This is a genomic window from Acuticoccus sp. I52.16.1 (assembly GCF_022865125.1).
In the GTDB taxonomy this organism is placed as follows: domain Bacteria; phylum Pseudomonadota; class Alphaproteobacteria; order Rhizobiales; family Amorphaceae; genus Acuticoccus.
Map to the genome: position 1 here is coordinate 910,723 of NZ_CP094828.1, position 21,630 is coordinate 932,352.

Consider the following 21,630-nt stretch of genomic DNA (forward strand, 5'->3'; position numbering starts at 1 on the left):
ACGGCACGTGCAACGATGACAGGGAGGATTCAACGTGACTTATCAGACCATCCGCGGCTGGGCTGCGGCGGGATTGCTCGCCGGTGCCGTCGCCATGCCGACGGTGACGCTCGCCCAATCGCTCGACGCCGGAACCTACGAGGTCGGCTTCATCACCGAGAAGACGGGCCCCCTCGCCGCCGCCGGCATCTCCTACTGGAACGGCGCCGTCCTGGCGATGGAGGAGATCAACGAGGGCACGCTGCTGGGCGAGGGCGTCTCGCTCGAGCTGGTCGAGAAGGAGTCCGGCTCGGACGCCGCCCGCGCGGTGCAGTCGCTGACCCAGTTCGCCGCCGACCGCAACATCAAGGTCGCCACCTGCTGCATCCTCTCCCCCGTCGCCGGAGCGCTGAAGCCGGTCGCCAAGTCGATGGGGATCCCGCTCATCATCTACGGCGCGACGCGGCCGGGCCTGCCTGAGCTGCCATTCGTGTCGTCCGTCGTCGCCCTCCCCGGCCCGGCCGAAGTCAAGATGACGCAGACCCTGGCCGACTCGCTGAAGCCGAAGAAGGTCACCTACTTCGTCAACGCCGACAACGACGCCTTCCAGGCCCGTTTCAAGGCCGCGCAGGAGGTGATGGAGAAGAACGGGGTCGAGACCGGCGAGGTGATCTCCATCCTCGGCAACGACACCGACTTCACCGGCCCCGCCACCCAGGCGATGGCGACCGACCCGGACCTCATCATGGTCTGGACGACGCAGACCCCCGCGGTCGGCATCGTCTCGGCGCTGCGCCAGCGCGGCTACGAGGGCAAGATCTCCTCGTCCGACGTGATTTCGCCGGTGGCCGTGTTCGAGAAGGCCGGCAAGGCGATGGAGGGTGTCCCCTTCCCGATCCTGTTCTCGCCGTCGCTCTCCAAGGACCCGCGGGCGCAGGCCTTCATCGAGGCCTACCAGACGAAGTACGGCGAGCAGCCCGACACCTACTCGGCCCAGGGCTATACGGTGATGTACTACCTCACCCAGGCGCTGAAGACGCTGGAAGGCAACCCGAGCCGCGAGGAGATCGCCAACGCCCTCGCCGCCGTGAAGCAGATCGACGACAACATCTACGGCGGCCTGCCGATGATCGACGGCCAGGCGACGGTCGAGAACTCGCTCATCGTCAACTGGACCGATGACGGCAAGCTCGCGCCCTGGGATGCCAAGTAAGTGCAACTCTTCTTCGAACAACTGATCAACGGATGGGCGTTGGGCTCCCTCTACGCCCTGTTCGGGATCGGGTTCGGGCTGGTGTTCGCGACCCTCGGCATCCTCAATGCCGCGCACGGCGCTTATGCCAGCTGGGCCGCGATCATCGGCTACTACACCGTCACCGCGCTCGGCATGCCATTGCCGATCGCGATCCTCGCGGCGGTCGTCGGTGGTGGCGTCGTCGCCATCATCGTCGACCAGGTGGCGTTTCAGCCGCTGCGCTCCGTGGGGGCGGGCATGCTGGGGGCGCTCATCACGTCGATCGCCTTCTGGATCATCCTCGACAGTCTGGCCGGCTTCGCCACCAACCAGCAGAGCCTCGCCTTCCCGCCGTCCTCCTACCCCTACGACATGGTCGACTTCGGCGTGATCCGCGTCCCCGCGATGCAGATCATCACGATCATCACGCTGATCCTCGTCACCACCGGCATGTGGTTCCTCATCACCAAGACGCGTGTCGGCGCGGCGATGCGAGCGGTCGGCTGGAATCCGGTCGCGGCGAGCCTCGGCGGCGTCAACGCGCGCATGGTCATCCTGCTGACGGCGTTCCTGGCCGGCGCCACCTCGGGTCTCGCGGGCGTGCTCGGCGGCATCACCACCAACAACGTCTCCTATCTCCTCGGCGAGGCGCTGCTGCTGAAGGGGTTCGCGGCGGTGGTGGTCGGCGGCTACGACGACGTGCGCGGCACGGCCATCGCCGGCATCTGCCTCGGCATCATCGAGGTCTTCGTGGCGCAATATATCTCGACCGCATTCCGCGACGGCTTCACCTACATCCTTCTGCTGACCTTCCTGGTGGCGCGTCCGCGCGGCCTCTTCGGGTCGATCAGCGTGCAGAGGGCCTGACCCCATGGACACGCTCCTCGACTTCTGGGCCGCCTATGGCTCCACCGTCGTCTTCGCGATGGTCAACTCGTTCTTCGCGCTGTCGTGCTACGCGGTGCTGTCGGTCGGCGTCTTGTCGTTCACCACGGTGGTGTTCGCGGCGATCGGCGGCTTCCTGGCGGCGCAGCTCGTCGCCAAGTTCGGCGTCTCGCTGTACCTGACCCTCCCCCTCGCGGCGATCGCCGGGGGGCTCGGAGCCGCGGTGGTGGCCAAGGCCTTCCTCAAGCTGCAGAGCCATTGGATGGCGCTCGCCTCGCTGGCGCTGGTGCTGATCACCCGTATCGTCGCGCTCAACGCGCCGGGGCTGACGGGGGGCGTCAACGGGCTCTTCGTGCCGGCGCGCATCGCGTGGTGGGAGCTGGGGATCCTGCTCGTCCTCGTCGCCTTCGTCTTCTACCGTCTCTACCACTCCTGGTACGGCCTCGCCTCGCTCGCGGTCCGCGAAGATCCTGCGGTGGCGGCGACGATGGGGATCAAGCCGCGCCGCATCCAGTTCACCGCGTTCATCATCTCCGGCCTCGTCGGCGGCCTGGGTGGCGCCTGCCTCGCCTTCACACTGCAGTTCATCTCGCCGGAGACCTATTTCATCGGCATCGCCTTCACGATGATCGCGTCGACGGTTCTGGGCGGGTCCTTCCACTGGCTGGGTCCGGTGGTGGGCGCGGCGGTCTTCACCGCGCTGCCGGTGACGATGCAGGCGGTGGCGCCGGCGATCGAGGACGTGGCCAAGGGCGTGGCGCTGCTCCTCATCATGATCTTCCTGCCGCGCGGCCTCGTCGACCCGCGGGCCTTCCGCCTGCGCCGTGCGCAAAAGAGACGCGGCGCGGCCGAGGACGGCGGCAAGGAGACGGCCCATGCCTGAGACCGACACCCTGACGCGCACCGCGGCGGCGCCGGCGGCCGCTCCCACGCTCCTCGACCTGCAACACCTCGAGAAGCACTTCGGCGGCGTGACGGCCGTGGGCGACCTCTCGATGTCGGTGAAGAGCGGCGCGATCCACGGCCTGATCGGCCCCAACGGCGCCGGCAAGACGACGATCATCAACCTCCTCACCGGCCTCTATTCCATCGACGGCGGCACGATCACCTTCGACGGCACGCCGGTGAACGGGCTGGAGCCGCACGAGATCGCCGCGCTCGGCATCGCGCGGACCTACCAGAACGTACGCCTCTTCAAGGGCATGACGGCACTCGAACAGGTGGTGACCGGTTGCTGGCTGAAGCGAGGGACGAGCCTCTTCGCCTCCTTCCTCGGCCTGCCGGAGGCGCGGCGCGCCCGCAAGGCGACCGAGGCGCACGCCCTGTCGCTCCTGGAGCGGGTCGGCATGGCGAGCCGCGCGCACGAGCTGGCCGAAACCTTGTCCTACGGCGAGCAGCGGCGCATCGAGCTGGCGCGTGCGCTCGGCTCGGACCCCAAGCTCCTGCTGTTGGACGAGCCGACGGCGGGCATGAACCACTCGGAGGCTTCGGCGATCGGCCATGTGGTGCGCGACCTGCGCAACCAGGGGCTGACGGTGCTCCTGGTCGAGCACAACATGGGCCTCGTCACCGAGTTCTGCGACACCTGCACCGTGATCAACTTCGGCCGCCTCTTGGCCGAGGGCGACCCCCACACCTGCCTCTCCGCGCCCGACGTGCAGGAGGCCTATTTCGGACGACGCCGCGATGCTGACCGTTTCCAATCTCTGCGCTAGCTACGGCGCCATCCGTGCCGTCCGCGACGTCTCCTTGTCGGTCCACGCGGGCTCGCTGTGCGTGCTGCTGGGTGCCAACGGGGCGGGCAAGTCGACCACGTTGCGCTCCATCGCGGGTCTGCACCGGCCGGTGACCGGTACGGTGAAGCTGGAGGACCGCGAGATCCAGAAGATGTCGCTCCACTCGGTGGTGCGGTCGGGCCTGGCGCTGGTGCCGGAGGGCCGCATGGTTGTGGCGCCGCTGACGGTGGAGGAAAATCTCGCGCTCTCCCGCTTCGCCGGCGCGCCGAACGCGACCGAGATCGAGGAGCGCGTCTACACCCTCTTCCCGCGTCTGGCGGAGCGGCGCAATCAGCCGGCCGGGCTGATGTCGGGCGGCGAGCAGCAGATGCTGGCGATCGGCCGCGCGCTGATGACCGGCCCGAAGGTGCTGGTGCTCGACGAGCCGTCGATGGGCCTCGCCCCGGCGATCGTCGACCTCGTGTTCGAGGCGATCGTCGCGCTGCACAAGGACGGCCAGGCCATTCTGCTGGTGGAGCAGAATGCCGCCATCGCGCTCTCCGTCGCCGACTACGGCTACGTGATGCGCCGCGGGCAGATCGTGGTCGAGGGCGACCCGGCCTCGCTGAAGGAGAACCCCGAAGTCCTCGAGGCCTACCTCTCTTAGCCCGGTTAGCCCCGCTCCCGCCGGCGCCGCCGCTCAGGACCGCCCCCCGCGTACGGCGCCGCCCTACTCCCCGTCCAGAAACTCGACGTAGAGGGCCATGGTCTCGGCGGCCGCTTGCGGCTCGGGATCGGGCCACCACACGGTCGTCGGGGTGGTCTTCACGGTCACGCCGGGGACGGCGAGGGCGCGCGTCGCCGCGAGGCCTTCGATCAGCATGTCGTTGGGACCGGCGCAGACGAGCGCCGGGCGGGTGAGGCGCGGCATACGCTCGCCGGTCGCGTAGCGGAAGGCGGTGCGGTAGGCCGCATCGTAGGTCGTGCCGCTCTCCATGATGCCGACGGCATAAAGGTGGAGATCCTCGGCCGAGGGCAGCCCGATGGCGCGAACCGCCTCACGCGTGCGCCGGTACCAGGGCCAGAAGAAGAAGGCGTCCCGGCGCCAGTTCCACACCAGCGACAGGTGACGCCCCCAAGGATCGGGGGTGAAGTCGGGAAAGTAGTGGGCGAGGAGGTCGTCCTGGAAGTCGGCCGAGATGAAGACCGGGCCTTCCATGACCAGCCGGCGCACGCGCTCCGGTGCGGACACCGCCAGCTCCAGCGCCACGAGGGACCCCGTGTGCGAGCCCCAGACGTCGACCACGTCGTGGCCGAGTGCGTCCAGCAGGGCGGCCATGTCGGCGGCGAGCGTCTCGGTTGTGACCGGGCCTGCCGGGTCGTCGGAAAGGCCGTTGCCGAAATAGTCGACGGCGAAGGCCTGGCGCCCGGCCGCGGCGAGGCCGGCGATCACCGGCGCGAACTGGGCCGAGGAGCCTCCGCCGGTCGGAATGACCAGGGTGGGCCGCCCGGCGGCGCCCGCGCAGCGCAGGTGCAACCGCCCTCGCGCCGTCTCGACATAGCGATGGAAGATCCCATCGGTGGGGGCGGTCTGCGGCAACGGCGCCGCGCCCGTGGCGCCGGCAGGGAGCTGCGCGGCGAGGTCGCCCACAGTGGCGGCGCGGAGCGGCGGCGCCGGCGCGCGCGACAACGTCTCCCAGAGCGCGGCGAAGCGCTCGGGGGCGACGGCGGCGGCCGTGATCGCCCGGTCGAGGACGGCGGCGTCCGGCAGCGGGTCGCCGGCCGCGGCCGGCTGACGCGGGTCGTCGGGGTGCAGGATGTGCCGGTCGCGCACGAAGCTCCACAGCGCCGTCAGGTGCGTGCCGTCCTGGCGAGGAGTGACGTCCGGCATCGCGGCGGCGGTGGACGCCCACCCGGCCAGCCGATCGAGGCCCAGGCCGAAGGACGCCCGGCCGGCAGCCGCGGCATGCGCCACGACCGCGGCATGCTCGGCGCCGACGACGATGGCCTCCGTCAGGCCGGCGGCGTGCACGAACTCGCGGACCGCCTCGGCCAGTGCCGGCAGCGACGCCGCGGCATGGGTCGCCGACCCGCCGACACCGGGGAGTTCCACCGCCGTCACCCGCCATCCGGGACAGGCGGCGGCGAGCAGGGCGGCCTGGTCCTGGGCCGCCAGCGTGAGCCCGGAGAGGAGGAGGAGGTCGGGCCCCTCCCCCACGCGCCAGACGCGGACCTGCCCGCCGGACAGAGTGACGTAGTGCGGGCGGGGTCCCGCGGCCGGCGCGCTCACGATTTACTCGGCGGCGAGGTTGGCCGGCCGCGTCTCGGGCAGGTACTGCAACTGCAACCGCTCGACCTCGGCAAAGCCGATCTTCTCGATGAACGGGTCGTGCTGGGCGACCGGGCGCGGCAGGCTCTTGGTGGTCTTGGTCTTCACCAGCTCGGCGAGGTTCTCCTCCAGCGCCTTGGCCACCGTCATCAGCGGCACCAGGGCGAAGGTCGCCATGCCGGCGACACCCTCGACGTCCTGGGGCGAGAGGTCCCGCTCCAGCCAGCCGAGCATCTGCAACGACAGCGGCACGCCGGCGGCCTGACGCATCGCCTTCAGCCCCTCCAGCGACTTGAAGGTCTTGGAGATGGGCTGGATGATGTCGGCGCCGGCCGCGACGTAGCGCTTGGCGCGCGCCATCGCTTCCTCCTCGGTGGCGGCGTCGGTGCGGGCGATGATCACCATGTTCCGGTTGCGGCGGGCTTCGACCGCGGCGGCGATCTTGCCCTCCGCCTCTTCGACCGAGATCGTCTCCACGCCGCCGACGCAGATCGGGCAGCGCTTGGGCGCCACCTGGTCTTCCATGATGACGGCCGCGACGCCCGCGTTCTCGAACTCGCGGATGGTGCGCATCACGTTGATGGCGTTGCCGTAGGCAGTGTCGATGTCGGCGACGATGGGCAGCGTGGTGGCGGCCACCACGTTGCGCACGACATTGAGGTTCTCGGTCATCGTGTAGAGCTCGGCGTCGGGCATGCCGAGGTGCGAGGCGGACACGCCGAAGCCGGACGTCATGCAGGCGTCGAAGCCGGCGGCCTCGATGAAGCGGGCCGAGAGGGCGTCGTAGGCGCCGGCGGACCAGACGGTCTTGCCGCTGGTGATCCGGGCGTGGAACTCCTCGTTGTCGAAATAGGGCATGGTGCACCTCTTTGGTTTGACCGCACCGCGCACGGCAGGTGGATCGTGTCGTTCGGGAGAATGAGGCGTCGGCGGCCGGTCAGGCGGCGGTCGGGCGCTTGAGGTAGCCGACGAGGCCACCGTGCTCGAGCATCGAGCGATCCGCGAAGGAGAGCGGTTCCATCGGCAGGGACGTGCCTTTGGTGAGGTTGCGCACCTCGGCCGCGTCCCAGTCGACCTCGATCTCGTCCCAGCGGTCGACGAGGCCGAGGATGCCGGGGCAGCTCGCCTGCGGGAATCCCATCGAGATCTCGCCGCGCCAGTATCCGGGCGAGAAGCTCTCGGCGACGACACCGGCGATGCCGAGGTGGCGCATGGCCTTCATCGGCGGGTAGTGCGGGTGGCCGTAGCCGAAGTTGCCGGCGCCGACGAGGATGTCGCCCGGCGCGACGACGCTGCGGAAGGTCGGATCGTAGGCCTGCATCGCCGCTTCGGCGAGTTCGTCGATGTCCTGGATCTTGATGTTCTTCACGCCGACGATCTGGTCGACGTCGAAGTCCACTTCCTCGAAGACGAAGGCCACGCGGCCCTTGAGGTTCTGCAGGGACATGGCGGCCTCCTAGAGGTAGTGCCGCGGGTCGGCGATCTTGCCTTCGACGGCAGTCGCGGCGACGGTGGCGGCGTTGCAGAGGTAGATCTCGCTGTCCGGGCTCCCCATGCGGCCACGCACGTTGAGCGTGCCGGTGGAGACCGCCTTCTGGCCCGCCGTCATCGTCCCCATGCGGCCGAAGCAGTAGTCGCAGGAGGGCGAGGTGACGAAGGCGCCGGCCTCGGCGAGGATGGAGAGGTAGCCGGCGCGCCCGGCCGCGGCCATGATCTCCTGGCTGGTCGGCACGACGTTGAGCTGAAAGCCCGGCGCCACCTGCCGGCCCTTGAGGATCTCGGCGGCGACGGCGATGTCCTCCAGCCGGCCCGAGGCGCAGGAGCCGAGGTAGCCGGTATTGATGTCGATCCCGAGATAGTCCGACAGGTTGCGGCTGTTGGCCGGCGTGGGCGGGATGACGACGATCGGCTCGAGGTCGGTCAGGTCGATCTCGTGGACGGCGGAATATTCGGCGTCGTCGTCCGACCAGACCGGGTCGATCTGCTTCTTGGCGCGGGCCTGGGCATACTCCAGGCGCGCCTTGTCGGGGTTGACGATGGCGGTGACCGCGCCGGTGAACATCGCGAGGCCGGTGATCGTCTGGAGCCCCTCGGTGGAGAGCTGCTCGATGCCCGGGCCGCCGATCTCCAGCACCTGGAAGCGGCACGAGGCGGGCCCGAGCGTGCGCACGAGGTGGTGGAAGACGTCGCGGGCGTAGACGCCCTTTTGCAGCGTGCCGGTGAAGTTCACCCGCACCGTGTGCGGCACCTTGATGGAGATGCGCTCGCGCACGAACGCTTCCAGCAGGTTGCGCCGGATCCCCATCGCCAGCGTGCCGAAGGTGCCGAGCTGGGAGATGTGCCCGTCGAAGTGGACGACGAAGGCGCCCGGCACCGCGTAGCCCACCTCGGCCGCGACCTGGTGGCCGATGCCGCGCCGCTCGTAGAGGGCGACGCCGTTGTCGCGGCACCAGTCGCGCGTGATGATGTGCAGCTCCTCCTCCTTGGGAGTCGCGGCGGGCACCATGTGGTCGATGAACATGGCGAAGCGGTCCGGCTCGGCGACACGCTCGATGCCGAAGTCTTCCTTCATCTGCTTGAAGATGACGTCGGTGTAGCCGGGGAAGTCGTAGGCGACGACGAAGTCGGGCTTGGCCATCACCTCGTCGCCGGCCTTGACGTGGTCCTTGTCAGAGACGCGGGCGAGGATCTTTTCGGCGATTGTATAGCCCAAGGGTCTCATCCTTTCTTTGAACGATGGGGCGCGGCTGGCTCAGTTCGGCGTGGCGGGGCGAAAGGCGTAGCCATCGCCCTCGCGCACGATGGTGCCGGCGTGCGGCGGGCCGAAGTGCATGGGCAGCAGCAGCGCGCCGGTATCGGCGCAGTGGGCGAGGAGGCGTTGGCGCGTCTCCTCCGCCGCGTCGGGCGCCTCGCAGAAGCAGCTCGACAGCTCCGGCGCATAGATCTGGATCGGCTGGTGCAGGCAGTCCGCCGAGACGACGAAGCCGTGCCCCGCCCCGTCGTCGTACACGAGGATCAGCTGGGTGATGGTGTGACCGGGGGCGGCCTCCACCGTGAGACCGGGCGCGATCGTGTCGCCCGGCTCCACCAGCTCCACCATCCCCGCGTCGAGCACCGGCTTCACGCTGTCCTCGATCACGTCCACGTTCTCGGGGAAGACCTGCGGGCCGGCGCCGGTGGTCCAGTGCTCCAGCTCGGCCTTGCCGAAGATGTAGCGGGCGTTGGGGAAGGTCGGCACCCAGGCGTCCCCGTCGGCGCGGGTGTTCCAGCCGACATGGTCGATGTGCAGGTGGGTGCAGAAGACGATGTCGACGTCCTCGGGCGCGACCCCGGCGGCGGCGAGATTGTCGAGATAGGGGAAGTTCAGCATGTGGAAGCGCTTGAACAGCGGCAGCGCGCGCGCCTTGCCGTTGCCCGAGCAGGTGTCGACGAGGATCGTCCGGCCGTCCAGCCGGATCAGCCAGGAATGGATGCTCGACCGCACGCAGCCGGACGCCGCGTCCAGGAAGTTCGGCGAAGTCAGGATCGGGTCGCGGGCGAGCACCGAGGGGTCGAACTTGGGGAACAGGAAGGACGGCTTGAAGCCGACCTCCAACACCTCTTCGATGCGCGTGACGGATGCGGAACCGACCGTGAAGGTCTCCACAACGCTCCTCCAACATTCTTCTAATTTGTTATTGGGCTATCATTAGCATGCTCCCCCGCGCCCTGCCAAACAGTAAAACACGTTTCATTACGTGACACACACCGGCGACCGATCATGCGGACACGGCAATGCGCCGCGGCGGCCGGGCCGCGCGGTCGGGATCGTGCCGTGAACTGGGAGTTTCGGTGTGCTCAGGCTGTCCGGCGTTTGGTGCCGTGCATGATGCCTGCCGCCGTCATGCCTCCGTCGACGGCGATGTTCTGTCCCGTGACGTAGCCGGAGCGGGCACCGTCGAGCAGGACGAGTGCCATGGCGGCGACCTCCTCCGGCGTGCCGTAGCGCCGGGCCGGGACGCGATCGTAGAACGCCTGGCGCGACGCGGCGGTGTGGACCGCGGCGACCATCGGCGTCTCGATCGGCCCCGGCGAGATGGCGTTGACGCGGATGCCGTGCTCGGCCCACTCGATCGCCAGGACCTTCGTCGCGGTGATGACGGCGCCTTTCGAGGCCCCGTAGGCGACGCGCCCGCTGCTGCCCACCATGCCCGAGATCGAGGCGATGTTGACGATCGCCCCCTCCCCCCGCGCCGCCATGACCTTCGCCGCCGCCCGCGCGACGACGAACGAGCCGACGACGTTGACGTCGAGGATCTTGCGGAAGAGGTCGACGGAGGTCTCGAAGGCGGGAATGTCGGCCGCGATGCCGGCGCAGTTGACGACACCGTCGATGGCGTAGCCCTCGCCCTCCATCCGGTCGACGAAGGCGGTGACCGCGGCCTCGTCGGCGACGTCGAGCGGCGCGCAGACGAGGCGATCGCCGGCGAACGCGAGCTCCTCGGCGCAGGTGGCGAGCGTCGCCTCGGAAACGTCGACGGCGATGGCGCGCCAGCCTTCGGCGAGCACCGCCTCGGTGACGGCGCGGCCGATGCCCGAGGGACCTCCGGTCACGAGAATGGTCTTCACGCCCATCGGTCTCTTCCCCTGGCTCAGATCGCCGCGTTTCCCATGAGAAGCGCCATGCCCCCGTCTACGCGGAGGTCGACGCCGGTGATGAAGCCGGCCGCATCGGAGGCCAGGAAGACCGCCGCTTCGGCGACGTCCCAGCCGGTGCCTTGCCGTTTCATCGGCACCATCGCGGCACGGCCGGCGCGGATCGCGTCCGGATCGGGCCCCTTGTCGACCATCGCCAGGACGTGCGGCGTATCGATGAGGCCCGGCACCACGGTGTTGGAGCGCACCCCGCGCGCGGCGTATTCCACCGCGATCGAGCGCGAGAGGCGGCACAGCGCGGCCTTCGAGGTCTCGTAGGCCACATAGGGATATGGGCCGTTGAGCTCGGCGGCGAGGGTGGAGACGAAGACGAGCGCCCCGCCGCCGTCCGCCTCGATCAGCGGCAGCAGCGTCTGCGAGACGGTGAAGGCGGCGTCGAGGTTCACCGCGAAGACGCGGCGCCAGTCGTCGGCGCTGGTATCGGCGACGCCGCCGCGGGTGGAGATGCCGATGTTGAAGTGCAGGACGTCGAGCCCGCCCATCGCCTCGGCGGCCCGGTCGCGCACGGCCGCGGCGGCGCCCTCCTGCGTCAGGTCCGCGGCGACGACGTGCGCGGTGCCGCCCTCCTCGCGGATGATCGCGGCGGTGGCGTTCGCGGCGGCCTCGTCCCGGTCGACACACAGGACGGTGCCGCCTTCGCGCGCGAAGAGCACGGCCGCGGCCTTGCCGTTGCCCCACCCCGGCCCCACCGAGCCGGCGCCGATCACCGCGACGCGTTTGCCGGCGACGCGCCCGGTCATTGCATCAGACTCTGCGGTAGCCAAAGGACGATCTCCGGGAAGGCGATGCACAGGCCCAGCACGACGAGCTGCACCAGCACGAACGGGATGATGCCGCGGTAGACGTCCCGCATGGTGATGACGGTTCCCGCCGCGCCCTTGAGGTAGAAGAGCGCGAAGCCGAACGGCGGCGTCAGGAACGAGGTCTGCAGGTTGAGCGCCACCAGGATGGCGAACCAGTAGATCATCTCCGACGAGGTGACGTGATCGCCCAGGTCCATCAGCGCCACCACCGGTGCGAAGATCGGCAACATGATGAGGGTGATCTCGATCCAGTCGAAGAAGAAGCCCATGACGAAGATCATCCCCATCATGGCGATCAGGAGCCCCCAGTCGCCGAACGGGAGCGAGCGCGCGGTCTCGACGATGAAGTGCTCGCCGCCGACGATGCGGAAGATGTAGGAGAACGCCGTCGCGCCGACGAAGATGAAGAACAGCATCGCGAGCTGCTTCACCGAGGAGTCCATCGACGCGTTCAGCGTGCGCCAGTTGAGCCGCCCGCGCAGCAGTCCCAGCACCAGCGCCGCGAAGACGCCGACGCCCGAGGCCTCGGTCGGCGTGGCGATACCGCCGAGGATGGAGCCAAGGACGGAGATGATGAGGATGAGCGGCGCGACGACCGACTTGACCGTCTCCAGCCACAGCCCGGCGCGGTCCGCCTCCGTCGGCGGCGGCGATTTGGGCGCCAGCCCCGGTTGCAGCGCACTGCGCACGACGATGTAGACGACGTAGGCGAGCGACAGCAGCAGCCCCGGAACGAGCGCCGCCACGAAGAGATGCCCCAGCGAGACCGAGAGCAGGTCGCCCATGAAGACGAGCATGATCGACGGCGGGATCAGGATGCCGAGCGTTCCGGCGGACGCGACGGTGCCGGCGGCGAGGCCCTTGTCGTAGCCGCGCTCGACCATGGTCGGGAGCGCCAGCACGGTGAGCATCACCACCGAGGCGCCGATGATGCCGGTCGCCGCGGCGAGCACCGTCCCCATCAGCACCACCGCCAGCGCCAGGCCCCCCGGCACCACGCGCATCAGGCGCTGCAACGTCAGGAGCAGGTCCTCGGCGAGGCGCGTCTTCTCCATGATGATGCCCATGAAGATGAACATCGGCGCCGCGACGAGGACCGCGTTCTCGATCGTGCCGGAGAAGATGCGGTTGGGGATGAGGGTCGCCTGCACCACGCGCATCTCGCCCACCGAGATGGCGAGGGCGCCGAAGACGAGGCTGATCCCCATCAGCATGATCGCCACCGGCGCGCCGGAGAACAGCGCGACGATGAGGGCGAGGAACATGGCGCCCGGCAGGCCGGCGGCGATCATCTCGCTCATGCCGGCGTCTCGTCGCCGAAGTGGTCGGCGGCGTCCTCACCGCCCCAGGGGTCGGCGAGGAGGTCCGGCCGCTTCAGCGCCACGACGGCGCGCAGCAGCACCGAGACCGCACCCATGATGGTCAGCAGCGCGCCGATCGGAATGGCGGACTTGATCACCCAGCGATCGGACAGGCCGACGCCGCCCGAGCTGCCCTCCCCACGCACGAACGAGCGATGTGCGAAATCGAACCCGTACCAGACGAGCAGCGCCATGAAGGGGATCAGGAAAAAGACGATGGCGAGGATCTCGATGCGCAACTTGGTGGCAGAGCGGAAATGCGAGGAGAAGACGTCGATCCGCACGTGCGCGTTGTGAATGTAGGCGTACCCGAAGCCGAGCACCGCGATCGCCCCGTGCAGGTGCCACTCCAGCTCCTGGAGCTTGAACGACCCCGTCGCGAAGAAGCGCCGCCCGACGACGTCGTAGAGGATGACGGCCATCAGCACGACGAGGGTCACGCCGAGGAGGCGCGCCACCACCCGGCACGGGAAGGCCAGGATCTTGGCGATGATGAGGAGCGATTGCATAGGGGATCCGGTGCGCGCGCCCACGAGGTCGCCTCGCGGGCGCGCGCCGTCAGATTACTGCACGTAGCCGATGTCGGCCCACTTCTTGTAGGTCTCGCGGAACTCGGAGAGGCTCTCCCAGGCCCGCTTGAAGTCGGGGTCCGCCTCGGTCTGCTCGGCGACGACCTCGTCCCAGGCGCCCTTGAAGGCGTCCATCATCTCCGGCGACCACTTGTGCACGGTCACGCCCGCGGCTTCGAGGTCGGCCAGCGGCTGGAGCTGCTCGGCCTCGCCGCGCGCGGAGGTCATCGCGACGTTGGCCTGGCAGGCGGTCTCGATGGCGAAGCGCTGCTGGTCGGAGAGGCCGTCCCAGGCGTCCTGGTTGATGATGAAGGTGATCAGCGAGGTCTGCTGGTGCCAGCCGGGGAAGTAGTACTGGCTGGCGTGCTCGTTCATGCCGAGCTGCTTGTCGATCAGCGGGAAGGAGATCTCGGCGGCGTCGATGGTGCCGAGGCGCAGGCCCGTCATCGTGTCGGCGACCGGCATCGACTGCGCTTCCACGCCGAGCTTCTGCATCACCGCCGCGCCGAGGCCGAAGATGCGCATCTTGAGGCCCTTGAGGTCCTCCGGCGTATTGATTTCCTTGGCGAACCAGCCCGACGCCTCGGGGACGAGGATCGTGCACAGCTCGGTGTGGATGTTGTACTCGGAGGTGATGTCGGCCCACAGCTCCTTGCCGCCGCCGAAGTACCACCACGCGGTGTACTCGCGCACGTCCGGCCCGAACGGCACGGCGGTGAAGATGCCGGCGGAGGGGATGATGCCCTGCGCGAAGCCCGGCGAGTACCAGCCGGCGTCGACCGCGCCGGTGGAGATCGCGTCCCACATCTCGTTGCCGCCGACGATGGCGTTGGGCTCGTTGAACTCGATCTCGAGTTCGCCGCCGGTGAGCTTGGAGACCTGCTCGGTCAGCCGCACGCCGCTGTCGCCCAGGAGCGGCAGGGTCGACGGATAAATGCTTTGCATGATGAGCGTGTCAGCCTGCGCGACGGTCGCGAAACCGAGCGCTGCGGCGAGCGCTGTGCCGAGTACCTTCATGGATCCTCCCAAGGATGCGTTGTTTCGCGATCTGAGCCGCGTTTCGATCCACAATGTGGATAGTGCTGTCGCAAGATAACGGATCGCTTTGCCCCTCGTAAAGCAACGATTGGGATTGAACTCGCGTTTTTCCTGTGCGGGTATAGGCCGAGCCTCGAATTTGGCCTCCACGATATGGACATCATCGACACCGAGCCCGACAGCCGAGGTGGCGCCCAGAGCGTCGATCGCGCCCTTTCGCTGCTGACGCGCATCTCCCGCGCCGGCGACAGCGTGTCGATCGGCGCCCTCGTCGCCGAGACGGGGCTGAGCCGGCCGACCGTGCGGCGCCTGCTGCTCGCCCTCATCCGCGCCGGCCTCGTCGAGCAGGACGCGACGACGCGCGACTACGCGCTCGGCCCCGAGGCCTACCTCGTCGGCCTCATGGCACAGCGCCGGTTCGACATCGTCGACCTCGCGATCGACAGTCTGGTGAAGCTCTCGGCCGAAAGCGGCGACACCTCCTTCCTCACCCTGCGACGCGGCGCCTACGGCGTGTGCATGCACCGCGAGGACGGCGACTTTCCGATCCGCACGCAGGCGCTCCAGGCGGGCGATCGGCACCCGCTCGGCGTCGGCGCCGGGTCGCTGGCGATCCTCGCCGCCCTCTCCGCCGCCGAGGCGGACGCCGCCATCGCCCAGAACACCTGCGCGCTGACCAACTACTATCCGAACTACTCGCCCGCCCTCGTCCACCGGCTGACGGCCGAGACACGGGCCCGCGGCTGGTCGCTCAATCCGGGCCTCAACGTCGCAAATTCGTGGGGCATCGGCGTGGCGCTGCGCGCGCCGGGCGGAGCCGTCATCGGCGCGTTCTCCATCGCCGCGCTCGACGTGCGGCTGGGGCCGGACCGGCAGGAGACGCTCGCCGCGCTCCTCGCCACGCAGGCCCGCATCTTCGAAGAGCGGCTCGGCCGGCGCCTCAGCGCCACCGCCGCCCTCGCCTGACACGACACGAACAAGAAGAACCGGGAGGAAGGCCATGACGACGAACGAGCCGGGGGGCGGACCACGAGGCGGCCTGACGCCCGTCACCCGACGGGTGATGAACCTCTCCCACATCCTGCGCCAGAACGCGCGCCGCTTCGGCGGCGAGATCGGGTTCGTGTGGGGCGAGGCGACGTGGACCTGGCGCGAGATGGACCAGCGCGTCGACGCGTTCGCCGCCGCGCTGCGGGCACGCGGCGTCGAAAAGGGCGACCGGGTGCTGGTGCAGTCGAAGAACTGCAACCAGATGTTCGAGACGATGTTCGCCTGCTTCCGCGTCGGCGCCGTCTTCGTTCCCACCAACTACCGCCAGACGCCGGACGAGGTGGGCTACCTCGCCGTCGCCAGCGGTGCCCGCGCCCTCGTCTGCCACGCCGCCTTTCCCGACCATGCCGCCGCCATCCGCGCCGCCGCGCCGCAGATCGACATCGCGATCTCCATCGGCGCCGCCGCCTTCGGCGAAGATTACGAGGCGCTCGTCGCCGCTTATGCCGACGCCCCCCGCGAGGTCGCATCGGTGGACTACGACGACCCGTGCTGGTTCTTCTTCACCTCCGGCACCACCGGGCGCCCCAAAGCCGCGGTGCTGACGCACGGCCAGATGGCGTTCATCATCACCAACCACCTGACCGACCTGATGCCCTCCTACACCAACGCCGACGCCTCGCTGGTGGCGGCGCCGCTGTCGCACGGGGCGGGCGTCAACCAGCTCGTCGTCGCGGCGCGGGGGGCGAAGTCGATCCTGCTGCCGGGCGAGCGGCTCGACGTCGAGGAGGCATGGCGTCTCGTCGAGGCGTGGCGCGTCACCAACATCTTCACGGTGCCGACCATCGTGAAGATCCTCACCGAGCACCCGGCGGTGGACCGCTACGACCACACCTCGCTGCGCACCGTGATCTACGCCGGCGCGCCGATGTACCGCGAGGACCAGAAGTTCGCGCTCGGCAAGCTGGGCAAGGTGATGATCCAGTATTTCGGCCTCGGCGAAGTGACGGGGTGCATCACCGTCCTGCCCCAGGCACTGCACGAGCCGGACGACGGACCGGGCGTGAAGATCGGCACCTGCGGGTTCGAGCGTACCGGCATGGAGGTGCAGATCCAGGACGCCGCCGGCAACGCACTGCCCCCCGGCGAGCCCGGCGACATCTGCGCCATCGGCCCCGGCGTCTTCGCCGGCTACTACAACAACCCGGAAGCCAACGCGAAGTCCTTCCGGAACGGCTGGTTCGTCACCGGCGACATCGGCTACATGGATGCCGAAGGGTTCCTCTTCATCACCGGGCGCGCGTCGGACATGTACATATCCGGCGGCTCCAACGTGTACCCGCGCGAGATCGAGGAGCTTCTCCTCACCCACCCCGCGGTGCACGAGGTCGCCATCATCGGCGTCCCGCACGAGAAGTGGGGCGAAGTCGGCCTCGCCGTCGTGGTCGCGGACGCGGGGACCGACGAGGCGGCGCTGACGGCCCACATCGCCGGCAAGCTGGCGCGCTACAAGCTGCCCGCCCGCTACGTCTTCCTCGACGAGATGCCCAAGACCGGATACGGCAAGATCGCCAAGAAGCTGGTCCGCGAGACGCTCGAAGAAAAGGGCCTGCTCGGCCCGGAACCGGCCCGCGCATGACCGCCGCCATCAACCACCGGGCCGCCCGAATTACCCACCCCGGGCCACGTGCCGCGGTGCGCCGGCACGTCGTCCCGGGGATCGCCCGCCGCGAGACAGTCCGCCTCGCCGCCGGCCGCGTCCTGATGGACGCCGTCGCGGACGAGATGGACCGCCTCGGCTGCGACAGCGCCGTGCTGCTGCTGGATGGCCTCCGGCTCGGCCCCTACGACTATGTGATGCCGCGCTTCGGCTCGCCGGACGGCATCCGCGTCGCTTGGTACTCCGATACCCATTCAGGAAACGCGACGACACTCGCCCACGCCGTCGCCTCCGTGGGCCGGCGCGACGGTGCCTGGTTCCTGCACTGCCATGCCCTGTGGGACGTTGACACGCCGGCCCCGAAATCCGGCCACCTGCTGCCCGATCAGGTGACCATCGGCCGCGACTGCGACGTCACCGCCCTCGCCTTCACCGGCGGCGTGTTCGACTTCACGCCCGACGACGAGACCCGCTTCTCCTTCTTCCGGGCCAAACCGACGACACCGCCGGCCGGCACACCCAACGCCATGATCGCGACCCTTGCACCCTTCGAGGACCTGGTGACGGTCATGCCCGAGCTCGCCGCACCCTACGGCGGCGACGCGGCCCGCCTCTACGGCCTCGGCAGCGTCATCGGCGCGGACTTTTCGGAGGGGCCGTCGATGGAATCGCTCGCCTCCGAGGTCCTGACCCTCCCCGACGCCTCCCCGCGCAACGTCACGCTCCACTGCGTCGATCCGGACGGGAACCTGTTCCGCGGCGCGCTGCTACTCGGCGCGGGACCGGTGCTGATCACCTTCGAGCTGATGCTGGTTGCGCCTGGGGTCTGAACCGGTCCGCACGCCCGCAGGCCCCTGCCGGGTGGAGCCGCCGAAGCGAGGGGTTTCCCCCCTCGCGCTCCCGCCGTCTCGCCGACGGGCAGGCGTTCATGACATCTGGCGGAAGACGCCAGCTGACATGAACACCTGATGCCAGCGTGAAGAGGGCGTCGGCGGCGTCAACGCCCCGTCCTCGCCATGCTCGCTTCGCTGCGCGTGGCTCCGGGCGGGACGTTGACCCCGCCGTCACCCTCCGAGGCCGCCGATGTGAGGGTGGCCCATGCGGGTGAGCGAGCGAGAGGCCGGGACCGGTTCGGAAGCGATCCCGGCCCGTCGCGCTAGGCCGTCAGCGGGTTGCTCGGCGGGCGGACGACCACGCGGCTGCCGTTGGGCACCCGGTCGTAGAGGTCGATGATGTCCTGGTTGATGAGCCGCACGCAGCCCGACGAGACGGCGCGGCCGATCGAGTAGGCCTCCTGCGTGCCGTGGAGGCGGTAGAGGGTGTCGCGCCCGTTCTGGAAGAGGTAGAGCGCGCGCGCTCCCAGCGGGTTGCCGAGGCCCGGCTCCATCCCGTCGCGGTACTGCTCCAGGTCCGGCTCGCGCGCGATCATCTCCGCCGGCGGCGTCCACGTCGGCCACTCGCGCTTGAAGGGGATCGTCGCGTCGCCGTTCCATGAGAACCCGTCACGCCCGATGCCGACGCCGTAGCGGATCGCCCGCCCCCCCTCGCGCACGAGGTAGAGGTAGCGAGCGCCGGTATCGACGACGATCGTGCCGGTCCGCTCGCCGGTCGGATCGGGGACCTCGCGCCGCCAGAACTGCGGCTCGATCTTCGACAGGTCCACCGCCGGGATCGGGAAGCGCTCGTTCGGGCGCGGGCCGTACATCGCGATCACCTCGGGCGGGATCGTCGTGCGCTGCGGCGAGACCACCGCCGTCTGCGGCGACATCTGGCAGCCGCCGAGCGCCACCGCGCCGAGGCCGAGGGTGAAGTTGCGTCGGTTCATGATGCTCATCGGGCGGCCTCGTCGTCGCGAGCGTGGTCGTGGGGCGCGTCGGTGCGGTCGGGGGCGACCGGCGCGGCGCGGCGGAGCGCGCGTGGGCAAACGCCCCAGGCGCGGATTTGGTTTGTCATCGTCTGTCCGATTGTTCCCGTTCGGTCGCCGGACGGCTATGTCCAGACCGCGGGCCGCGCGCCTCGATCGGGCACGCGAGGGTCCATCGTGGCGCCTGCGCGGTCGCGCACGAGCCGACGCGTCGTGCGGCAGGGCATTCCGCCCCACGGCACGACGGGCCGACGCCGCGGGATCACGCCCCGCCGGGTCGGCTCATGTGCGGCAGGATCGCGGTGGGGGCGGGTCGGTGAGTGCCGTATGGACGGTGCAGCCGGTCTGCTCCACCGCGACCGCCGGGGCGCCGAGACGCGGCTGCAGGGCCGGGACGCTGGCGGGCAGGATCGCCGACAGCGCGGAGGCGCAGTAGGCGACGGCCGCCAGACATTCGAGCTTGGCGCGCGTGGGGGGCGGGGTACATTCGCCGTCCGCACAGTCGACCGCGGCGGCCGCGACGGCGCGCTGGACCTTGGCGATCTTGCCGGAGATGGTGGACGCCGACAGCGGCGCCGCCGCGATGAGCGCCGCCAGCAACACGAACTTCACAAACCACGACACCAACTGCATGACGCTCGAATATGCGTCAGGCATGAATCGTGTCAACGCGTTGACGGCGATGTGATCGGCCGCAGTCGCATCGTCCGCGCCGCGCCATGGCACGTACGCCACACCGCCGGCCGGCCGCGCCGCCTCACGCGGCCAGGTAGCCGCCGTCCACCGGCAGGATCGCGCCGTGCACGTAGGACGCCTCGGCCGAGAGGAGGAAGGCGACCACCTTGGCGATCTCCTCCGTCGCCGCCCAGCGCCCCAGCGGGATGCGCGCGTCGATCCGCGCGCGCCGCTCCGGGTCGTTGCGCGCGCCGGCGGAGATGCGCGTCTCCACCCACCCCGGCGCCACCGCGTTGACGCGGATGCCGCGCGGCCCCCAGGCGACTGCCTGCGCCCGCGTCAATGCCGCCACCGCGCCCTTGCTGGCCCCGTAAGCCGGCGCCGCGCTGGAGCCGAAGAAGGTCCACATGGAGGCGATGTTGACCACCGAGCCGCCGCCCCGTTCCAACGCGTCCGCCGCCGCGTTGGCCGAGGCGAGCACCGCCGTCACGTTCACGCCCATCACCTTGTCGAAGGTCTCGGGGTTCCATTCCTCGGCGTACCGGATGACGCCGGCGCAGGTGACGAGCCCGCCCAGCGTGTCGAGCGGGGCGAAGACGGCGCCGAGCGCGGCGGCGTCGGTGACGTCGCATTCCACGAAGGTCGCCGCGTCCGGGAAGGTGTCTTCCCGCTCCAGGCCGGCGGCGATCACCTGCCAGCCGCGCGCGGCGAGGAGCGTCGTCGTCGCGAGGCCGATCCCCGTGCCGCCGCCGGTGACGACGACGTGCCGCGCCTCGCTCATGGCGCCACCTCGTCGACCAGGCGCATCGCGGCGACGAGGTCGGACGCGGTCAGCGGGCGCAGGTAGTGCGTGGCGTAGGGCGCGGTGAGCGAGGGCACGGCCATCTTCAGGAGGTCCGCCTCGTCGGTGATGCCGAAGGCGGCGAACGAGGTCGGCAGGCCGAGGCGCTGGAAGTAGGCGGCGAGGTCGGCCACCTCCTGGCGGGTGCCCTGCCCGGCCGCCAGCTGCGTCAGCGTGCCCAGCGCCACCATCTCGCCGTGCAGCAGCTCGGCGAGCTGCGGCATGACGGAGAAGCCGCGCGTCATGGAATGGGCGATCGACAGGCCGCCGCTCTCGAAGGCGAGGCCGCTGAGGAGGATCGACGCTTCGACGACGCGCTCGAACGCGTCGTCCGGCTCCGTCGCCGCCATCGCCGCCTCGCCGTCGTCGAGGAGGATGCGGTGCGCGCGCTCGACGATCGCCTTGGTGAGCTCCGTCGGCACGCCGCCGAAGAAGTTGCGCCCGCCGCCCGCCAGCGTGCCGGCCAGCTCGTAGGGCTTGGACATCGCGTCGCCGATCCCGGCCGCCAGGAAGCGCCGCGGCGCCCCGGCGATCACGGCGGTGTCGACCAGCACCAGCGCCGGGTTCACCCGCATGCGCAGGACGTGCGAGATCTCGTGGTTCGGCGTGTAGACCACCGCGATGTGGCTTGTCGGGCTGTCGTTCGAGGCGATCGTCGGCACGATCCCCACCGCCGCGCCGACCGCGTGCGCGGCGCCCTTGGCGGTGTCGATCGCCTTGCCGCCGCCGACGCCGAGGACGAAGCGCGCGTCCCCCAGCTCTGCGGCGCGGGCGGCGATCTCCTCGTCGGTGCACTCGCCGCCGAACATCACCATGCGGATGCCGGGGACCTGTGCCTCGATCTCGGCGCCCACGAGGTCGCGTGCCACGGGGTCGATCACCGCGGCGACCGGGCCGCCGCCGGCGATCGCCACCTCCTCGGCCAGGCGGCCGATCACGCCCGGTCCCTGCACGTAGCGCTGCGGCGCGCCCAGAATGCGCATCGTCATTCG

The 21,630-nt window shown here is 69.8% G+C and carries 22 protein-coding genes; 8 read left to right on the top strand and 14 right to left on the bottom strand.

The window, feature by feature from the left end; all coding sequences use genetic code 11:
• Positions 1-34: 34 nt before the first annotated feature.
• Genes MRB58_RS04060 through MRB58_RS04080 form a run of 5 tightly spaced genes read left to right on the top strand, consistent with a single transcriptional unit; the run spans position 35 to position 4,480 of the window.
• On the top strand, positions 35-1,192 hold the full coding sequence (locus MRB58_RS04060) for an ABC transporter substrate-binding protein (protein ID WP_244780428.1): 1,158 nt from the start codon (positions 35-37) through the stop codon (positions 1,190-1,192).
• Positions 1,193-2,080, top strand: coding sequence for a branched-chain amino acid ABC transporter permease (locus MRB58_RS04065; protein ID WP_244780429.1), 888 nt, complete (start codon positions 1,193-1,195; stop codon positions 2,078-2,080).
• 4 nt (positions 2,081-2,084) lie between these two features.
• Positions 2,085-2,981: a branched-chain amino acid ABC transporter permease gene (locus MRB58_RS04070; protein WP_244780430.1), complete on the top strand. Its 897-nt coding sequence runs from the start codon at positions 2,085-2,087 to the stop codon at positions 2,979-2,981.
• The gene (locus tag MRB58_RS04075) at positions 2,974-3,813 is read left to right on the top strand and encodes an ABC transporter ATP-binding protein (protein WP_244780431.1); all 840 of its coding nucleotides are present in this window, start codon (positions 2,974-2,976) and stop codon (positions 3,811-3,813) included. Before MRB58_RS04070 ends, MRB58_RS04075 begins: the two co-directional genes overlap by 8 nt.
• Positions 3,785-4,480: an ABC transporter ATP-binding protein gene (locus MRB58_RS04080; RefSeq protein WP_244780432.1), complete on the top strand. Its 696-nt coding sequence runs from the start codon at positions 3,785-3,787 to the stop codon at positions 4,478-4,480. The genes MRB58_RS04075 and MRB58_RS04080 overlap by 29 nt, the downstream gene beginning before the upstream one ends.
• 63 nt (positions 4,481-4,543) lie before the next feature.
• Here the strand turns inward: MRB58_RS04080 and MRB58_RS04085 are convergent, their stop codons facing one another.
• The 10 genes from MRB58_RS04085 to MRB58_RS04130 all read right to left on the bottom strand — a co-directional run bounded on the left by MRB58_RS04085 (position 4,544) and on the right by MRB58_RS04130 (position 14,587).
• Positions 4,544-6,103, bottom strand: a complete 1,560-nt coding sequence (locus tag MRB58_RS04085) for an alpha/beta fold hydrolase (protein WP_244780433.1) — start codon at positions 6,101-6,103, stop codon at positions 4,544-4,546.
• Between the two features lie 3 nt (positions 6,104-6,106).
• Entirely contained in the window at positions 6,107-7,000 is an 894-nt protein-coding gene (locus MRB58_RS04090) for an oxaloacetate decarboxylase (protein WP_244780434.1), read from the bottom strand.
• Between the two features lie 79 nt (positions 7,001-7,079).
• Positions 7,080-7,589 carry a hypothetical protein gene (locus MRB58_RS04095; RefSeq protein WP_244780435.1) on the bottom strand — a complete coding sequence of 170 codons (510 nt, stop codon included), beginning with the start codon at positions 7,587-7,589 and terminating at the stop codon, positions 7,080-7,082.
• 9 nt (positions 7,590-7,598) lie between these two features.
• Positions 7,599-8,855, bottom strand: a complete 1,257-nt coding sequence (locus MRB58_RS04100) for an aconitase family protein (RefSeq protein ID WP_244780436.1) — start codon at positions 8,853-8,855, stop codon at positions 7,599-7,601.
• Between the two features lie 39 nt (positions 8,856-8,894).
• On the bottom strand, positions 8,895-9,788 hold the full coding sequence (locus MRB58_RS04105) for an MBL fold metallo-hydrolase (RefSeq protein WP_244780437.1): 894 nt from the start codon (positions 9,786-9,788) through the stop codon (positions 8,895-8,897).
• 191 nt (positions 9,789-9,979) lie between these two features.
• Entirely contained in the window at positions 9,980-10,750 is a 771-nt protein-coding gene (locus MRB58_RS04110) for an SDR family NAD(P)-dependent oxidoreductase (RefSeq protein WP_244780438.1), read from the bottom strand.
• 23 nt (positions 10,751-10,773) lie between these two features.
• Positions 10,774-11,577 carry an SDR family NAD(P)-dependent oxidoreductase gene (locus tag MRB58_RS04115; RefSeq protein WP_244780439.1) on the bottom strand — a complete coding sequence of 268 codons (804 nt, stop codon included), beginning with the start codon at positions 11,575-11,577 and terminating at the stop codon, positions 10,774-10,776.
• Positions 11,574-12,941: a TRAP transporter large permease subunit gene (locus MRB58_RS04120; protein ID WP_244780440.1), complete on the bottom strand. Its 1,368-nt coding sequence runs from the start codon at positions 12,939-12,941 to the stop codon at positions 11,574-11,576. The genes MRB58_RS04115 and MRB58_RS04120 overlap by 4 nt, the downstream gene beginning before the upstream one ends.
• Positions 12,938-13,510: a TRAP transporter small permease subunit gene (locus MRB58_RS04125; protein ID WP_244780441.1), complete on the bottom strand. Its 573-nt coding sequence runs from the start codon at positions 13,508-13,510 to the stop codon at positions 12,938-12,940. The genes MRB58_RS04120 and MRB58_RS04125 overlap by 4 nt, the downstream gene beginning before the upstream one ends.
• Positions 13,511-13,564: 54 nt before the next feature.
• Positions 13,565-14,587, bottom strand: a complete 1,023-nt coding sequence (locus MRB58_RS04130) for a TRAP transporter substrate-binding protein (RefSeq protein ID WP_244780442.1) — start codon at positions 14,585-14,587, stop codon at positions 13,565-13,567.
• A 174-nt stretch (positions 14,588-14,761) separates the two neighbouring features.
• Between MRB58_RS04130 and MRB58_RS04135 the strand changes: the two genes are divergently transcribed.
• Genes MRB58_RS04135 through MRB58_RS04145 form a run of 3 tightly spaced genes read left to right on the top strand, consistent with a single transcriptional unit; the run spans position 14,762 to position 18,088 of the window.
• The gene (locus MRB58_RS04135; RefSeq protein ID WP_244780443.1) at positions 14,762-15,574 is read left to right on the top strand and encodes an IclR family transcriptional regulator; all 813 of its coding nucleotides are present in this window, start codon (positions 14,762-14,764) and stop codon (positions 15,572-15,574) included.
• Positions 15,575-15,608: 34 nt separating this feature from the next.
• A complete protein-coding gene (locus MRB58_RS04140; protein WP_244780445.1) occupies positions 15,609-17,237 on the top strand; it encodes an acyl-CoA synthetase in 1,629 nt (542 codons plus the stop codon).
• The gene (locus tag MRB58_RS04145) at positions 17,234-18,088 is read left to right on the top strand and encodes a hypothetical protein (RefSeq protein ID WP_244780446.1); all 855 of its coding nucleotides are present in this window, start codon (positions 17,234-17,236) and stop codon (positions 18,086-18,088) included. Before MRB58_RS04140 ends, MRB58_RS04145 begins: the two co-directional genes overlap by 4 nt.
• 326 nt (positions 18,089-18,414) lie before the next feature.
• Here MRB58_RS04145 and MRB58_RS04150 read toward each other — a convergent pair whose 3' ends face one another.
• The 4 genes from MRB58_RS04150 to MRB58_RS04165 form a co-directional block, all read right to left on the bottom strand.
• Complete coding sequence (locus tag MRB58_RS04150) at positions 18,415-19,083, bottom strand: L,D-transpeptidase (protein WP_244781889.1); 669 nt, start codon at positions 19,081-19,083, stop codon at positions 18,415-18,417.
• Between the two features lie 321 nt (positions 19,084-19,404).
• Positions 19,405-19,779, bottom strand: a complete 375-nt coding sequence (locus MRB58_RS04155; RefSeq protein ID WP_244780448.1) for a hypothetical protein — start codon at positions 19,777-19,779, stop codon at positions 19,405-19,407.
• 100 nt (positions 19,780-19,879) lie between these two features.
• Entirely contained in the window at positions 19,880-20,578 is a 699-nt protein-coding gene (locus MRB58_RS04160) for an SDR family NAD(P)-dependent oxidoreductase (protein WP_244780449.1), read from the bottom strand.
• The gene (locus MRB58_RS04165; RefSeq protein WP_244780450.1) at positions 20,575-21,627 is read right to left on the bottom strand and encodes a glycerol dehydrogenase; all 1,053 of its coding nucleotides are present in this window, start codon (positions 21,625-21,627) and stop codon (positions 20,575-20,577) included. Before MRB58_RS04165 ends, MRB58_RS04160 begins: the two co-directional genes overlap by 4 nt.
• Between the last annotated feature and the right edge of the window lie 3 nt (positions 21,628-21,630).